The sequence below is a fragment of the Pseudomonas sp. PI1 genome (genome assembly GCF_000812405.1).
Classification (GTDB): domain Bacteria; phylum Pseudomonadota; class Gammaproteobacteria; order Pseudomonadales; family Pseudomonadaceae; genus Pseudomonas; species Pseudomonas citronellolis.
This window is the reverse complement of the sequence record NZ_JWMC01000008.1, coordinates 1-13467: the sequence shown is the minus strand read 5'-3', so window position 1 is coordinate 13467 and position 13467 is coordinate 1. Positions and strand designations below refer to the sequence as shown.

Below are 13467 nucleotides of genomic sequence, written 5' to 3'. Positions count from 1 at the left end.
CCTCAAGTGCGCCAGTCAGGCGGCGGGGCTTCGTTGTAGTGATGTCGGTTGCCGTAGCTACCGCCAGCCAGGCCGGCGAGCATTCCCAGCTCCTTGGCCTGGGCCCACTGGCGAAATGCGTCAGCGCCTTCGCTGCACCCGTTGGCCTTGTCCGGCTGGTCAGTGTAGCGGTTGTCAGCGCGGCTGAAGCGCTTGCGGTAGCCCTCCAGGCGCTGAATGCCCTTCGCGCAGTTCGTCTCGTCCAGATAGGCGGTCTTCATGTGCTTGCGCGTCTGGTGGATGCCGTTGATCAGTTCGGTGATAAGCGGCACCACCTCGAAGCGCTCGCCGGGCATCAAGTCTTCCAGCAGCTCCCGCGTGCTGCGGTTGAAGTCGCTCAGGCGCTTGTGGTCGGCGTCATGCGGCAGGAAGTGGGTACCGAACACATAGCCACGGTCGCGCAGTTCCTTGACGTAGTGCCGCAAGTCCTCGTTGTGCGCCTCGTAGTAGTCGATGAAGCGGTCTTCGCCGCGCAGCTCTTGGTGAAACCACACCGCACAGCCATCGCTGTTGCCGATGTCCCAGAAGGTGTTCACGGGCGCATCCAGGACCAGCACCTTGCAGACGCCGCCGCGCTTGCGCAGCGCGATCATGTCCTTGGCGTACCAGTTACCCTCGGTGCTGATCTGGAACGCCTCGGCCGGGAAGCTGGGGTACTCCTGCCACATCTTCTCTTCGGCGCCGGAGAAGTCCGCACGCTTGGTGGCCACGTACCAGGCCCGCTGGTCCGGGTCGATGGTGATGCGCTCGCCCATGTCGCGCAGCACCGTGGCCTCCACCTTGTCGAAATACTCCTGTTCCTCGCGGGTCAGGTCGATGGTGGACGAATCCAGGCGGTACTTCGGTTCCTGCCACCAGGCGTAGAAGTGCATCCGGTAGTCGCGCGGCGTCAGCTTCTTGCGGCTGGCGTGGTTCGCCTCGGCGATCTGGACCATCTTGAAGAACTCGCCTTCGCGGCCTTCAGCGGTCGATTCGATTACCAGAATGCCGTTCGTGGGTACGGCAGGGATGGAGCCGGTAACGACTTCCTGCGCTTTGTCCGGGTACTTGGCGCAGATTTTCCCGAACTCGGATACGTGCAGGCGGTGGATGGTGCCGGAGCGCATGGACGTGGCCACGCGCACACTGCTGTTGTTGTGGGCGAACAGCAGTTCATCCGCGTTAGCCTGCGCCGTGGGGAAGCGCTCGCGGATTTCCTCGGGCAGGTTGTCGTAGGCGAACTTCACCTTGTCCCGGAAGATGACCTTCGCCGCGTCGCGGTCCTGGGCGATGATCCCGCAGCGCTGGTCGGCGTTGAACAGGGCGTGGTCCAGCCACATGACCGCGATCAGCGTCGTGAAACCGAGCTGACGGGCCTTCAGGATCAGATTTCGGTGCCATAGGCGCCGGATGAAACGCTTCTGCGCCCGGTTCGGGCGGAACGGCATGACGAAGCTGTCGCCCTCCTCAATGCTGCCGTCCTCAGCGATCTTGTCGTCGCCCTTGATCATGATCTTGTACAGGCAGCCGGAGAACAGGCGCCATTCGGGATCGGCCAGGCAGCGCGCCAACTCTGCCGCATCCGTGGGGAGCGGCAGCAGTTCCTCGGCGTGGATGACGCGCGCGGCCACAGGTCAGTCCTCGTCCACTGGAGTGAAGGCGCTGCCAGGCGCCGGCGTGTTGTGCTCGGGATCGTCGGCCACAGGCGTGAAGGCGTTGCTGCTGTTCTTGGCGATGGCGTGCAGCAGCGAGGTGAGCGGGTCGGTCTTCTGCTCGTTGTCCTTCTCGTACAGGCCCAGGTGCTTGAACAGCTTCTCCATGGCGGCGTCCTTGGAGTGCATCTGTATTTCGATGCCGAACTTGCCTTCCTTGACGCCAGCGAACAGCGAAGCGGCCTTCTCCGACAGTTTGCGGGTATCCATCAGCACGGTGCGCGGCACGCCGTTGCCTCCACATTCCGGGCAGCCTGGGTGCGGCGCTATGTTCGGGTGGTAGCCAGGGCCGCCAGCCTCCTTGAACGCCCCCTTGTCCGGGTCATTGCTGGCCAGCCAGTCCTGGTAGTCGTTCTCGTAGGCAACATCGGTTCGCTGGAATCGGTGGCCGATGCCATGGCAGTACCGGCAGCAGCCGACGTGGAGCTGTGTCAGCTCGCGGGCATCGGCCGTGACCTGGTTCCAGGCTTCGCGCAGCACGCGATCGGCGGTGATCTGGGTTCGCTTCTGCTGCTCAAGGCGCGCGGCAGCGATTGCGGCCTGGATGACAGGTTTTGACAGGTTCTCGGCGCCCATCTGGCGGGCGGTCCTCTCGCTGTAACCTGCACGGATCGCAGCCTGTGTCGCGTTCAGGTCAACCAAGTAGTGCTCGACAAAGCGAAGCTGCAGGTCGGTCAGCCGTACCTCCGCTTCCTGTACCTTCACCTTGCGGGCACGAGACGACGCACCGGAGGCCTTCTTGCTGGCTGCCGGCGCCTTGGGCTTGCGGGGGGTAGGCTTGTTGCCCTTGGTGGTCTTCGTCATGGCCGGGAGTGTTCCAGCCGGACTCTGGATTGAGCGAACCCTACAGGGGGACACGCCGGAAACGAAAAAGCCCGCACTTGGCGGGCTCTCTCTACTCGGTGACCAGGGTGGTCAGCACCACTGTGTTCGGCTCTGCTCCAGGGCGGAGACCACGCGGTCGAACACCAGGCCGGCGCCGGCGACGCGCATGTCGCTGCGGATCCGCTTCGCCAGGGTGGCGGGCATCAGCTTCTCGTGGGCCTGGGCCACTTCCTGCACCTGGTTCTCGGTGAGGATCAGCGGCACGTCCTTGGCCTGGGCCGGGATTACGTACAGGGCATTGTGCAGCTGGCCATACTGCTGGTCGTCGGCCGCGGCGGTCACACCGCAATAGGCCAGGGCCAGGACTACGCAGATCAGGAATCGCTTCATCGTCTTGCCTCTCGTGTGGGGGAACACAGGGGAGGCTTGATGATCCAGCGGCGGCCAGCGCGACACGAACCTTACACGGTGTCAGGACGCGCCACCCAGCACCAGGGTGAGCTGCGGCGTATCCAGTGTACCACGATCGGCGTTCAGCGCCTTGATCTGCTTCTCCAGCTTCCGCACCTTCGCCGCCAGGTCGGCGGCCAGGATCGCGTTCTGGTGCCCGATCTCGATCGCCGCATACTGCTGGCCGGCGCCGGACATCAGTTCCCCCAGCGCCCGGTTCTCCGCCGGCGTCAGGGTCAGGATGTGGTCGTCCCCGATCTCGATCTTCACCCAGCCGCCCGGGATCAAGGTCTTGGTCACCGGCCTAGCCGGCGGCAGCTCCGGCGCCGGCACGAACACCCCGCGCTCGACGCGCAGCACCAGCATGTCGTCGATGAGCGCCTTGAGCCTGTCGTCGACGATGCCCGGCTTCAGCCCGGTGACCTCGGCCAGGGTGTCGCGGGTGACGATCTGCTCCTGGGCATGCAGGTCACGCACCGCCTCGAGGATGATCTGCGTGGAAGACTTCCCCTTCATCTGCTCTCCCCCTCTTTGATCAATCCGTACTCGCGCAGAAGGCGCCATTGCTCCTGCAGCCAGGCCTGGAAGTGCTGGTCAGCCATGCCCTGCCCTCGCCTTCAGCTCGCGCAGCTTGGCGCGGTATTCGGCCGTGATGGCCTTCAGTTCGTCGTTGGTGTACTTGCGGGGACGGTGATCGGCTTCCAGGGCCTCTACAGCCTCTAGGCCGATGCGTTCGATCAGGCCCTCACGGAACCCTTGGGAAACGGTCAGCCCCTTCCTGGCGTACTTGCTGGAGCCGGCGTTACAGGCTTTACATTGCAGCCATATGTTGGACGGCTCCAGGCGGTGCTCAGGGCGGGCTCCCTTACTGAGGAAATGCCCGGCATCGAAGGCGCCGCCGGTCTTCCACCCCTGGGCCGCTTGGATATCTGCCTGCGACTTCCCGCAACTGATGCAGCCGCTGCCGATGGACAACTCGTAGGTGCGGCGGTAGTCGCGCACAGCCTTCTCGGCATCCTTCACGAAATCGCTGTGGTTCTTCAGCTTCTCCTTCCGCGCCTTGATCTCCCGGCGGTTGCGGTCGGCGATGGCCTTCCTGGCCGGAGCCTGGTGCTTGTCCTTGGTGGCCAGGGCGCAGGCTGGGGAGCAGACGCACTGCCCGAAGCGCTGCGGGATGAACTTGGTGCCGCACTCGGTGTTCTGGCAGACCTTGGGTTTTGGCTGGCGGGAAGGAAGGCTCACTGAGGCTCGCTCCCAGCACGCATTGCGCGCATCTTGTCCCGCTTAATGATCGCCGTGCAGGATGCGTGACCGTGGAAGCATTCATCAGGCATCCCCTTCGGATCTGAGCAGCAGCAGTCAGAGCAAATCCAGCCGCACTCGCCGCGCGCAGCGCTGTCGGTCCACTGGCGCATTGCATCGTTCATCGATTCGATGTGGTTTTCGAGCTCGCCAGCAGGCACAACGGTTACGGTCACGATGGTCACGCCTCCACCTCCTTCGCCTTCTGCTGCTCGGGCTGGAAGTCACCGCGGAGGGGCATCAACTCATGATCCCCATATGCCAGGATTGCCTTGCTGACTTCGGGGTGGCGCACGATCCACCCGGCAGTCGGAGCACGAAAGCCGCGGATGATCTCGTCGCCCTTCTGGAGAGCGCGCTCCAGCTCAACCACCGATCCGGCCGGGAGCAGGGTGTCGTAAACCAGAGTCAGGGCCAGGTCGCCGACTTTGAACTTGCTCATGCGAAACTCCCCATCTGCTCAGCTGCAGCCATAGCGTCAGCCTCGGTTTCGAAGTGAGAGGACAGAACCAGACGCCAGCAGGCGGCGAACACGTCGCGGTACAGCGGCTCGAAAGCCGTATCGTCCATGTTCGCCCAACTGATCGACTTGGCTTCCTTGCGGACACCTTCAGGGGTGTGCACCAGGTGGAAGTGGCCGGCCTCGATGGTGATCCACTCGCGGAAGGCTTCGCGGCTCTTCTCGACTGCGGGGAAGCGGTCGGCCCGATCAGCCTCAAGCTTTGCGATGTATGCGGATACAGCGTTCTGGAGCTGCCCAGGGCGGCCATTCAGGTCTTCGAAGTACTTGGCCAGCCCACGGATGCCACGCATCTCCTGACGCGGCACCAGGCCACCTTTCGGCTCCCAGTACTCCCAGGCCAGATCGAGCATGGCGAAGAACTTGCCGTGGAACTTGGCGTTGCGCATCTTGGTGAACTTGCCGTGGATGACCTGGCCGGCCTTCCATTTCTGGACGGTTTCGCGGTCGGCTTCGGTTGCCGGGACCAATCCCTGGGCGGTGCGGATAAGGGCGAGTTCAGCCATTGGCCACCTCCCGCATCTTGCGCAGGTACTCTTCCCTTTCGCGCCGGGCCAGATCCTTGCCCGCAGCCTCGACAACCAGCCAGAGCCGGTACATGTTCCAGAGGCTTGGGCGACGTTTTTCGATGCCGTCCTGGTAGATGTTCCCGTATGAATAGAAGGCGTTCGCCGTCCAAATCTCGATTCCGTTAATGGTGGTCGTGTGCCTTCCAACCAGAGCTCGGTCGGAGTATTTGTCGAGAAGGGACCCGAGGGCCTTATCCCATTCAGGGCAATAGCGCTCTTGGTGGAACAGGCCAAAGAAGGTAGAGCTAGCCCACATCAGGTAGAAATTTAGGAAGCTCATCACTCACCCTCCCCTTGCAGGCTCTTCAGCAGCGCTTTGAGCTGGCGATAGCTCTCCATCGACTTGGCGTTGGATTCGCGTTCCTGCTCGACGGCCAGAGCTACGTCCTCGACACGCGAGGCCAGGCGCTTCATGTGCTCGGCCACGCCGACGATTTCGGTAGCCAGCTCGCCCAGCATTTCCAGTGGGGAAGCGGTGCGCTTCGGCTCGGCCGGGGTTTCGATCTTCTTCACGGGCTCGGCCATCTTCGGCTCCTGGGTTTTGGTCTTGGGTTCGACGGGAATGCGTTGGAAGGAATCTCGGCCGTTCTTCTTGATCAGGCCGGCATCGACCAGCGAGGACAAGCAGCCGGAGACGATCCGCGAGTCGGGAGTGCTGCCGGTCATGTTCCGCAGGGCGGTCATTACCTGGAACGAACTCCAGGCCTCGGTAATGGGTACGCAGTCGTAGACCTTCTTGGCGATACCGGTCTGGCCTTGCATGAGGATTTCCTGCTTTGCGGGAGTCATTGCACGCTCGCCTCCGGCCAAATCGAACGAACCACTGCGAGCGGGTCGCAATCTTCCATCAGCACCATGGTGAAGCGCTGGGTGCCGAGGATTACGGTCCAGGAGCGTTTCATTGGGCTGCCCTCCCCGCGAGATAGCGCTGCTGACGGACCTTGCTGCAGCGCTTGTGGCTGCCATGGGCGCGGTTCTTCCCGCAGATGTCGCAGGCGCTGGTGAGGTCCAGGCCTTGGGTGGCGATCTTGCCGAGGTTGGGTTTAGTCATGGCCAGCCTCCGAGCGCTTGGATGGCCAGTCGAACACCAGGGCAATGCCGCCGTTCTCGCGCAGACGATCGACACAACGCTCACCGAGCGCGGCAGGGAGCTCGTTCGGCATCAGGTTGGACACGATGATGGTCGGCAGTAGGTTCTGGTAGCGCCCGTCGATAACGCTGAACAGGGTAGTCAGCTCGAACTCGGTAGGCTTGGTTGCGCCAACCTCATCAACGATCAACAGACTCGGCTCGCAGAGCGCTTCGAACGCCTGAGATTCGCTGTAGCCGGATTCGCGGTCGAAGCTGCCCTTAATGAACTGCAAGATCGAGCTGACGGTTCGATAGGCTGCGGTAACACTGCGGCTATGGCAGACAACATGGCCGGCGATGGCATTGGCCAGATGAGTCTTGCCGGTGCCCGGCTTGCCCAGCAGCAGGAGGCAGCGACCATCGCGAGCATTCGCCTCGAAGTTCTCCGCGTACTCGCGGCAGACCTTCAGTGCCTTCCGCTGACCGGCGTTCGTGGCGATGTAGGTGTCGAAGCTGCGACCATGGAACCGCGGCGGAATCAGCACGCCAGCCAGGCGGCGCTCCATCTTCTCGCGCTCGATCTTGCGCCACAGTTCGGCCTGCTCATCGCGCAGCTTCTCGTCGGCGATCTCCTGGGCACAGGCCGGGCAACCGGAAGGCTTGTCCGAGTTGCGATGGACCACTGCCGCGTACTCGCCGTGCTTGTCGCACTTCGCCGGAGATTTCGACACGACGCCGAAGCGGCGCTCAAGATCACCGACCTCAAGGTTCAGGGCGTTAGAAGCCATAGGTGCCATCCTCCCGCTGGATCAATCCGGCGGTGTAGTCGCGGTCGTCGAAGCCGTGGTGCCGGCTGCTGGGCAGGTGGTGAACGTTGCTGCGCACCTCGTCGTTCCATCGCTCGCCGTTGAGCCAGGTCGTCGGGTGTGGCACGAACTGGCCGCCATCCTTGAGCCACGCTTGGCTAGCGCACTGACGGCGCAGGCCGGACATGATCTGGTCGAACAGGATGGGGGTGACCTTGAGCTTCACCCACTTAGCCCGAGCTTTCGCCTTGCAGGTCTTGTTTGGGTACAGCGCCCAGAATTGGTCGAACAGGTCGTCCCGAACTGGCGGCGACTCCCCCGTGGGGGTTGGGGGGGTCTTGGTATCCGGGATCAGAAGATCAGGAATCAGAAGATCAGAGCGAAGTGCTTCTTCCCTTGGTTGAAAGTCCTTTTCACCATGGTTAGAAACGCTTTGAACAGGCTCTACCTCGGGCTTCTTCTCAGTGCGAACCCCTTGCTCCATCGGAGGAAGGTTGCTGGCGGTCTCGTTGCTGTGCGGTCGCTGGTGCTTGGTGAAGTTGAGGATCTGGATGTAGCGCTTGGACTCGACGGTGTAGCGGATGAGGAATCCGGCACCCTGCAGGTTGTCCAGCATGGCGTCGATATCGACATCGTCGTAGGGGAAGGCTTCGGCCTTGATCCGCTTCGGGCGATCTTCCAGGCGCCCTTCCCGGTCGGCCAGCATCCAGAGATAGATGAACAGGAGGCGCTCGGCCGGAGCGAGCTCGGCCAGGTCCTCGTTTGCCATGATGGCAGGCTTGATATTCCTGGCTCTCGCCATTACGATCACCTCGTCTTTGAAGCAAATCAGCCGGGCCGCAATCCCGGCTTTTTTGTGTCCGCACTTCGGGCTGTTCAGGCCCTCATCAGTCCCTGCGCCGAAATGGCTGGACGGTTCCCCTGGTGTTGTTCGGCTTGGTCTTCCTCGCGAGCTGCTGCTCCAGGAATTCCGCCAGGGCCTCTTCAGGGGTGAGCCCTTTCTCTTTCGCCAGCCTCGTCAGGCCCTCGTAGGCCTTTGGGCTGATCGTCGTGCTGATGTGTGCCATAGGCCCCTCTCAGGGCCTTCAGGCCACGGTCTGCTGTTCGCTATCGTTCTCTGCCAGGCGTTCCAGGGCGGCTTCCACCAGGTCGCGGACGAGTACTGCTTTCTGGGTGCGATGGAAACGTGCCAAGGCACCGATGAGCTCATACGTGGTCTCGTCGACGCGCAGCTTGATTTCCCGGTCCTTCAGGTGGCTGGGGTTGTCGTACATGCACAGGGCTCCTATGCGGCTTGGGTTTTGGCTTGGGAGGGGAACGGCCTGATCTCTTCCGCAGAAAAGGAGCCGTCGTCGTGCTCGGTGACGTAGATGTCACGGCCGACGTTGAGCGCCTTGTTCAGGGCGCCCTGAGTGAGGCCGAGCAGCTTTGCAGCCTTGGTTTGACCGTGCTCGACAGCGAATTCGCTAAGGGTGATGCGTCGCATGGAATCTCTCTCCATGGTTGTTTCGCATCAGTTTATATCCACTGGATATTTTTTATCAAGCCCAATGGAAATAGATGAATATTTCCCTTGGGAATAAAATCGCCGAATGACTACTGACCGCCGTGAACTGCTTGACTGGGAAAGAGCCGAGTGCGCCGAGCTCAAGGCAGCTATTGCCGAGTACAACGCCGCCCAGCCGAGGGAGAAGAGATTTACGCAGGAGCGCCTAGCCGCAGAAATTGGGATGGCTCAGGGGAATCTGAATGGGCACCTGAACGGCAAGCGTGCGCTTACCAAGGACTTGGCCGCGAAAATCACAGCAGCCCTTGGCATACCTGTTGAGCGATACAGCCGCCGCTTGGCTGATGAAATCAAAGAGATGGCTCGCACAGCGCTTCCCGACAGGAACGACGAGCCAGAAGCCGTCATGATCGGCGACCTGTCGCCCTGGGACGACAACACACCGCTAGACGATGATGAGGTGGAATTGCCGCTCTACAAGGAAGTTGAATTGGCCGCCGGATCAGGCCGCACAGCAGTTCAGGAAATGCCTGGGCGCAAACTGCGCTTCTCCTATGTCACTCTCCGGGCCGCAGGCGTAGACCCTGCGGCAGCGGTATGCGCCCAGCTCAAGGGCAACAGCATGGAGCCGCTCATCATGAACGGCGCCACCGTCGGCATCGACAAGGCAACTACCCGTGTCGTCGACGGAGAGATCTACGCCCTGGAGCACGACGGGATGCTGAGGGTGAAATACCTCTACCGCCTACCCGGTGGAGGCCTGCGCTTGCGCAGCTTCAACCGCGACGAGTACGGCGACGAGGAATACACGCCGGAAGAGATGCAGGCCAAGAGTATCAGCATCATCGGATGGGTGTTTTGGTGGTCGACGTTGCGCTCGCGCGGGGCCTTCAAGCGGTAGCCAGTCATCTGGCGCGGCGGGGATCAGCTATAGGCAGATCATGGGGCAGTAGCCATCCGCCTTCTTTCTGACGCCATTCATCCGTCTGTATATACACACAGATTGAATAGGCCGAGAATCGGCCCTATGATCTGTATATACAAAATCGAATAGGAAAGCCGTTTGGAAAACCTGATCATATCGGAGCAGATCGCCAGGAAGCTCCAGGAGAAGCATGGCGGCATCACGCGCCGCGAGGTTGAGCAGTGCTTCGAAAACTGCGAGGGCGAGCACCTGATTGATCGGAGAGAGGAGCACAAGACGGACCCGGAGACGAAATGGTTCATTGCCCATACCAATGCAGGCCGCCTGCTCAAGGTCTGCTTCATCTTCGATGATGGCAAGATTTTTCTGAAGACAACCTACGAACCTAACCCTGAAGAAATCCGAATCTACCGTAAATACGCATTCAATGACTAAAAGTGAGGGAGCTATGAGCAACACTGAACTGTGGGAAAGTGGCGAGCTCGGGCGTTCCGAAGAGCATGCCGCCGTCGCCACTGGCTCCAAGCAAGAGGTGGATGACGCGCTCGGCCTTCAGCTGATTTCCATTCGCCTGCAAAAACAACTGGTTGGTGACCTCAAGAAGATCGCCGAGTACCATGGCGTTGGCTATCAGCCGATGATCCGTGACCTCCTCAATCGCTTCGCGCGCTCCGAGATCAAGAAGATCATGTGTCAGCGACTGAACGAAATTGAGGCATCCGAAGAAACCGTCAGCGAATCCAGTACCGCTCCTGTTAAGGAGTTCATGGAGAAGATGCGGGCCTAAGCCGCGCACTGAAACGACACAAGCCCCGCGCCCGCGGGGCTTCTCGTTTCTGCCCCTCCCTCCCGGCTCTCTACTGAGCTGACGACCGCCCTACCCCGGCGCTGAACTCGCTCCAGCGCCGCCATTTCCCGCCTGATACGAATCCTGAGCCCGTTTAGCGCGGGCTTTTTCATGTCCGCAAGAAAAATTATATCCATTGGAGTTGACGATAGTATATCCAGTGGATATATTCACCTCACGCCAAGCGAAAGCCTGGCAGGCCCTGAAGAGGGCCAGGCAGAGATGCCTCGGCGAAGCCGGAACGCTCTTTTCACAATTCGGGAACCCTCTGCTGCACCACCGTCGCGACGACGCTGGAAGAGGCAAAAGACGCAGCCTGAGCTGGGCCAGATAGTCCAGCCGTGCAAGCCCATGCATTGCACGCGACGTCGCTCAAGTCACCTGCCAATAGACCAAAGAAGCAAACGCAGGAGTGGGAACGAACCCCGACATGGAGAAGCGACCGAGATGACACCTATAGGAGGAACCAGCCCATGCAGTAACAAGCCCAGCCGATGTTCGGGTCGGCACCTCGCGAGCAGCTGCCCACATCACCAGGCCGCCGGGCTGCAGTGAACCGCGAGATCACCTAGTCCCCCACGACCTGCTCCGTACACCGATTGAAGGCGCAGCTAGGGAAGCCCAAGGCCAAACACACATCGAGTCCGAGCTGCTATCGGCAGTGGTGAGGACATGACGCCGCGCAAGACGCCAGATTGCTGAGCGCGGCGGCAACACCGATTTCACTGGCTGGCCCTCCACCGAGGGCCAGACGGGAAGTCAACGAACACAGCCCGGGAGGGCTAGACGATGAATGAAAAGGCCTCACTGGCGTTACGCCAGTCTCTTCGAATCATCCGCAGGGAGAAAGACGTACACCAAGCGCGCATCGAGTACTACGAAACGGTCGGGATGCTGCGCGGATTGCACTACGGCGGAGCGATCGACTCCTGGCAGCTATTAGCTCTAACCGAGCTAGCAGGAAGCGCATACATCAACGCCGGCAAACCATATTAAGGAGACTGAAATGGCTCAATTCAACATCGATTCGCACCTGAGCGACGGTAAGAGCCTGCAATGGCTTGCTCTGCCTGACGCTGGAGAACAGCCTCTGGACGTTGAGGTTAAGGTTCGTCAGGCGGCCATGAAGAAGTTCGGGCAATCCGTCTTCTTCAATTGCTGGGAGCACGTAGTTGCCAGCAACGGTTACATCACCGTGCGGATGCATGCGTGATGTACCAGTTCTTCAAGCCGATGCGTGGCTGCCGCATCTTCGCCAGTGAGCAGCATATGACCAGGCCGGTCGGCGAGCTGATCGGCTGGTGCGAGAAGGTAGACGACAACGTCTGCATCTTCCGCGCAGTTGGCGGCGACCTGGATCGCTTCATCTGGCGATTTAAGGAAGGCCCTAATACGTGGTTCACGTATGGGCCATGACGCCCTCCGGGGCATCGAACCTTGGAGTCATGAGGGGAGCGTTCTGGTCGCACAGCGCGAGGGGTAGCGCGTGCTGCGGGTACAACCTGATTCAGTTCAGAGTCACGCCGCCAGATGACCCGATCCAGCCGGACAGAGACGTAGCACCGGCCAGACCGCCCCCCCATGGCTCCGCACAGTCAGGAGAAAGAGATGAGCAAGCACACGCCGGGGCCTTGGGTTCTGGACACCATCCCGACTTCGGTTGGTATTTGTCACCGAATAGGGCCGTTCCCACCAAGGCGCCCGGATGATGAAACAGTAAGACATGCGTGTCTGTACGCAGACTACCCATCAGCCCACAACCCTGCTGACGAAGAACTGAAAGCCAACGCCCGCCTGATCGCTGCGGCGCCGGACCTTCTCGCGGCTCTCGAACTGGTCATTAGAGAAGAAGCTCCGGCTTATCACGACTGTATCGATAACGGCGAGCAGGAATGCGCGTGGTGTATTGCTCGCGCTGCAATCGACAAGGCCACCACCTAACCGCGCCCTTACGCATACACACACTGGAGGCGAGATGAGCGAACGCACCTACCCCTACATCGCATGGATTCTTCAGCCGAGCTTTAAGCCGAAGGAGGTGGAGCTGGTCAAGCACTACTCGTCCTTTGGCGGCAAGGACTACGGAGACGAAACAGCTTCGAAGAGGGTCTACCGTCGAGACGAGATTTTCGCCAGCAAAGCCGAGGCCATCGAAGAAGGATGGCGGCGTGTCGAGAAACAGCAAGCTGATCTCGAAAAGCGTCAGGAGTCGCTGGATAAGAAAAAGACTGCGCTGACCAAAGCGTCCACCTGACTTCCCCAGCAAGCACGCCACCTCTTAGCCCGCTTCATGCGGGCTAATTTTCGCCCTCTTTCGCATGCCGACGCATCGCCGGCAGCCGAAAGCGCGCACCAGCCCTCGGCCAAGGGCACACACTCCAAAGGAACGCACCATGACCCGCAAGAAAAAGACCGAGGCTGCTGAAGAGATCGTTACGGCTTACAAGGGCTTCAATCAGGACCTGACCTGCCGCGGCTACCAGTTCGAGATCGGCGGCACCTACAAGCACGAAGGGGATGTCGAGGCATGTGCCTCCGGCTTCCACGCCTGCGAGTATCCGCTGGATGTGCTGGGCTACTACCGCCCTGCAGGTAGCCGCTTCGCGCTGGTCGAGCAGTCCGGCGACCTGAGCCGCCACGACGGCGATTCGAAAGTCGCCAGCCGCAAGATATCCATCAAGGCCGAGTTGACCATCGCGGGCCTGGTGAAGGCGGCCATCGAGTACACCACCAGCCGGTGCAAGCCGGTCGACCCGGAGTCGCCTGCGTCGAGCACCGGCAACCGCGGCGCGGCGTCGAGCACCGGCAACTACGGCGCGGCGTCGAGCACCGGCGACTACGGCGCGGCGTCGAGCACCGGCAACCGCGGCGCGGCGTCGAGCACCGGCAACTACGGCGCGGCGTCGAGCACCGGC

At 61.2% G+C, this 13467-nt stretch carries 25 protein-coding genes; 9 read left to right on the top strand and 16 right to left on the bottom strand.

Features of this window, described 5'->3' with window-relative positions; genetic code table 11:
- Positions 1–2: 2 nt before the first annotated feature.
- The 16 genes from RN02_RS02280 to RN02_RS02210 form a co-directional block, all read right to left on the bottom strand.
- The gene (locus RN02_RS02280) at positions 3–1649 is read right to left on the bottom strand and encodes a hypothetical protein (RefSeq protein ID WP_043312907.1); all 1647 of its coding nucleotides are present in this window, start codon (positions 1647–1649) and stop codon (positions 3–5) included.
- A 3-nt stretch (positions 1650–1652) separates the two neighbouring features.
- Positions 1653–2534 carry a terminase small subunit gene (locus RN02_RS02275; protein ID WP_082033697.1) on the bottom strand — a complete coding sequence of 294 codons (882 nt, stop codon included), beginning with the start codon at positions 2532–2534 and terminating at the stop codon, positions 1653–1655.
- A 111-nt stretch (positions 2535–2645) separates the two neighbouring features.
- Entirely contained in the window at positions 2646–2945 is a 300-nt protein-coding gene (locus tag RN02_RS02270) for a hypothetical protein (RefSeq protein WP_043312905.1), read from the bottom strand.
- 81 nt (positions 2946–3026) lie between these two features.
- Positions 3027–3521 (bottom strand): hypothetical protein, encoded by a 495-nt coding sequence (locus tag RN02_RS02265; protein WP_043312904.1) that lies wholly within the window; start codon positions 3519–3521, stop codon positions 3027–3029.
- Between the two features lie 78 nt (positions 3522–3599).
- Positions 3600–4247, bottom strand: coding sequence for a recombination protein NinG (locus RN02_RS02260; protein ID WP_043312902.1), 648 nt, complete (start codon positions 4245–4247; stop codon positions 3600–3602).
- Positions 4244–4492, bottom strand: a complete 249-nt coding sequence (locus RN02_RS02255; protein WP_043312900.1) for a hypothetical protein — start codon at positions 4490–4492, stop codon at positions 4244–4246. Before RN02_RS02255 ends, RN02_RS02260 begins: the two co-directional genes overlap by 4 nt.
- Positions 4489–4749 (bottom strand): hypothetical protein, encoded by a 261-nt coding sequence (locus tag RN02_RS02250; protein WP_043312898.1) that lies wholly within the window; start codon positions 4747–4749, stop codon positions 4489–4491. Before RN02_RS02250 ends, RN02_RS02255 begins: the two co-directional genes overlap by 4 nt.
- A complete protein-coding gene (locus RN02_RS02245) occupies positions 4746–5333 on the bottom strand; it encodes a DUF1367 family protein (protein ID WP_043312897.1) in 588 nt (195 codons plus the stop codon). The genes RN02_RS02250 and RN02_RS02245 overlap by 4 nt, the downstream gene beginning before the upstream one ends.
- Complete coding sequence (locus RN02_RS02240) at positions 5326–5676, bottom strand: hypothetical protein (protein WP_043312894.1); 351 nt, start codon at positions 5674–5676, stop codon at positions 5326–5328. Before RN02_RS02240 ends, RN02_RS02245 begins: the two co-directional genes overlap by 8 nt.
- The gene (locus RN02_RS02235) at positions 5676–6158 is read right to left on the bottom strand and encodes a hypothetical protein (protein ID WP_177331038.1); all 483 of its coding nucleotides are present in this window, start codon (positions 6156–6158) and stop codon (positions 5676–5678) included. The genes RN02_RS02240 and RN02_RS02235 overlap by 1 nt, the downstream gene beginning before the upstream one ends.
- 136 nt (positions 6159–6294) lie before the next feature.
- Positions 6295–6447, bottom strand: a complete 153-nt coding sequence (locus RN02_RS33825) for a hypothetical protein (protein WP_177331037.1) — start codon at positions 6445–6447, stop codon at positions 6295–6297.
- Positions 6440–7255: an ATP-binding protein gene (locus RN02_RS02230; RefSeq protein ID WP_043312892.1), complete on the bottom strand. Its 816-nt coding sequence runs from the start codon at positions 7253–7255 to the stop codon at positions 6440–6442. The genes RN02_RS33825 and RN02_RS02230 overlap by 8 nt, the downstream gene beginning before the upstream one ends.
- Complete coding sequence (locus RN02_RS02225; RefSeq protein ID WP_043312890.1) at positions 7245–8075, bottom strand: hypothetical protein; 831 nt, start codon at positions 8073–8075, stop codon at positions 7245–7247. Before RN02_RS02225 ends, RN02_RS02230 begins: the two co-directional genes overlap by 11 nt.
- An 85-nt stretch (positions 8076–8160) precedes the next feature.
- Positions 8161–8340, bottom strand: a complete 180-nt coding sequence (locus tag RN02_RS02220) for a hypothetical protein (protein WP_043270601.1) — start codon at positions 8338–8340, stop codon at positions 8161–8163.
- A gap of 18 nt (positions 8341–8358) precedes the next feature.
- Positions 8359–8547, bottom strand: coding sequence for a hypothetical protein (locus RN02_RS02215; protein ID WP_015994321.1), 189 nt, complete (start codon positions 8545–8547; stop codon positions 8359–8361).
- Between the two features lie 11 nt (positions 8548–8558).
- Positions 8559–8759, bottom strand: a complete 201-nt coding sequence (locus RN02_RS02210; RefSeq protein WP_043312885.1) for a Cro/CI family transcriptional regulator — start codon at positions 8757–8759, stop codon at positions 8559–8561.
- 106 nt (positions 8760–8865) lie between these two features.
- On the opposite strand from RN02_RS02210, the gene RN02_RS02205 reads away from it, so the two are divergent.
- The 9 genes from RN02_RS02205 to RN02_RS02165 form a co-directional block, all read left to right on the top strand.
- Positions 8866–9681, top strand: coding sequence for a LexA family transcriptional regulator (locus RN02_RS02205; RefSeq protein ID WP_043312884.1), 816 nt, complete (start codon positions 8866–8868; stop codon positions 9679–9681).
- A gap of 162 nt (positions 9682–9843) precedes the next feature.
- Positions 9844–10140, top strand: a complete 297-nt coding sequence (locus tag RN02_RS02200) for an ADP-ribosyl-[dinitrogen reductase] hydrolase (RefSeq protein ID WP_043312883.1) — start codon at positions 9844–9846, stop codon at positions 10138–10140.
- A 13-nt stretch (positions 10141–10153) separates the two neighbouring features.
- The gene (locus tag RN02_RS02195) at positions 10154–10492 is read left to right on the top strand and encodes a hypothetical protein (protein WP_082033696.1); all 339 of its coding nucleotides are present in this window, start codon (positions 10154–10156) and stop codon (positions 10490–10492) included.
- Between the two features lie 849 nt (positions 10493–11341).
- Positions 11342–11548 carry a hypothetical protein gene (locus RN02_RS02190; RefSeq protein ID WP_043312881.1) on the top strand — a complete coding sequence of 69 codons (207 nt, stop codon included), beginning with the start codon at positions 11342–11344 and terminating at the stop codon, positions 11546–11548.
- Between the two features lie 10 nt (positions 11549–11558).
- Entirely contained in the window at positions 11559–11765 is a 207-nt protein-coding gene (locus RN02_RS02185; protein ID WP_003159008.1) for a hypothetical protein, read from the top strand.
- Positions 11765–11968, top strand: a complete 204-nt coding sequence (locus RN02_RS02180; protein ID WP_043312878.1) for a hypothetical protein — start codon at positions 11765–11767, stop codon at positions 11966–11968. The genes RN02_RS02185 and RN02_RS02180 overlap by 1 nt, the downstream gene beginning before the upstream one ends.
- A gap of 192 nt (positions 11969–12160) precedes the next feature.
- Positions 12161–12493, top strand: coding sequence for a hypothetical protein (locus RN02_RS31960; protein ID WP_043312876.1), 333 nt, complete (start codon positions 12161–12163; stop codon positions 12491–12493).
- A gap of 34 nt (positions 12494–12527) precedes the next feature.
- On the top strand, positions 12528–12806 hold the full coding sequence (locus RN02_RS02170; protein WP_043312874.1) for a hypothetical protein: 279 nt from the start codon (positions 12528–12530) through the stop codon (positions 12804–12806).
- A 139-nt stretch (positions 12807–12945) separates the two neighbouring features.
- Positions 12946–13467, top strand: a 522-nt coding sequence (locus RN02_RS02165) for a DUF7666 domain-containing protein (RefSeq protein WP_043312953.1), incomplete at its 3' end; no start/stop codon positions are given.

Bases quoted from the DNA above. Each gene is read 5' to 3' on its own strand.
- RN02_RS02225 (WP_043312890.1), bottom strand. From the start codon at position 8,075: ATGGCGAGAGCCAGGAATATCAAGCCTGCCATCATGGCAAACGAGGAC.
- RN02_RS02210 (WP_043312885.1), bottom strand. From the start codon at position 8,759: ATGCGACGCATCACCCTTAGCGAATTCGCTGTCGAGCACGGTCAAACC.
- RN02_RS02245 (WP_043312897.1), bottom strand. From the start codon at position 5,333: ATGGCTGAACTCGCCCTTATCCGCACCGCCCAGGGATTGGTCCCGGCA.
- RN02_RS02235 (WP_177331038.1), bottom strand. From the start codon at position 6,158: ATGCAAGGCCAGACCGGTATCGCCAAGAAGGTCTACGACTGCGTACCC.
- RN02_RS02250 (WP_043312898.1), bottom strand. From the start codon at position 4,749: ATGAGCAAGTTCAAAGTCGGCGACCTGGCCCTGACTCTGGTTTACGAC.
- RN02_RS02270 (WP_043312905.1), bottom strand. From the start codon at position 2,945: ATGAAGCGATTCCTGATCTGCGTAGTCCTGGCCCTGGCCTATTGCGGT.
- RN02_RS31960 (WP_043312876.1), top strand. From the start codon at position 12,161: ATGAGCAAGCACACGCCGGGGCCTTGGGTTCTGGACACCATCCCGACT.
- RN02_RS02190 (WP_043312881.1), top strand. From the start codon at position 11,342: ATGAATGAAAAGGCCTCACTGGCGTTACGCCAGTCTCTTCGAATCATC.
- RN02_RS02170 (WP_043312874.1), top strand. From the start codon at position 12,528: ATGAGCGAACGCACCTACCCCTACATCGCATGGATTCTTCAGCCGAGC.
- RN02_RS02230 (WP_043312892.1), bottom strand. From the start codon at position 7,255: ATGGCTTCTAACGCCCTGAACCTTGAGGTCGGTGATCTTGAGCGCCGC.
- RN02_RS02220 (WP_043270601.1), bottom strand. From the start codon at position 8,340: ATGGCACACATCAGCACGACGATCAGCCCAAAGGCCTACGAGGGCCTG.
- RN02_RS02185 (WP_003159008.1), top strand. From the start codon at position 11,559: ATGGCTCAATTCAACATCGATTCGCACCTGAGCGACGGTAAGAGCCTG.
- RN02_RS02180 (WP_043312878.1), top strand. From the start codon at position 11,765: ATGTACCAGTTCTTCAAGCCGATGCGTGGCTGCCGCATCTTCGCCAGT.
- RN02_RS02205 (WP_043312884.1), top strand. From the start codon at position 8,866: ATGACTACTGACCGCCGTGAACTGCTTGACTGGGAAAGAGCCGAGTGC.
- RN02_RS02195 (WP_082033696.1), top strand. From the start codon at position 10,154: ATGAGCAACACTGAACTGTGGGAAAGTGGCGAGCTCGGGCGTTCCGAA.
- RN02_RS02275 (WP_082033697.1), bottom strand. From the start codon at position 2,534: ATGACGAAGACCACCAAGGGCAACAAGCCTACCCCCCGCAAGCCCAAG.
- RN02_RS02215 (WP_015994321.1), bottom strand. From the start codon at position 8,547: ATGTACGACAACCCCAGCCACCTGAAGGACCGGGAAATCAAGCTGCGC.
- RN02_RS02265 (WP_043312904.1), bottom strand. From the start codon at position 3,521: ATGAAGGGGAAGTCTTCCACGCAGATCATCCTCGAGGCGGTGCGTGAC.
- RN02_RS02240 (WP_043312894.1), bottom strand. From the start codon at position 5,676: ATGAGCTTCCTAAATTTCTACCTGATGTGGGCTAGCTCTACCTTCTTT.
- RN02_RS33825 (WP_177331037.1), bottom strand. From the start codon at position 6,447: ATGACTAAACCCAACCTCGGCAAGATCGCCACCCAAGGCCTGGACCTC.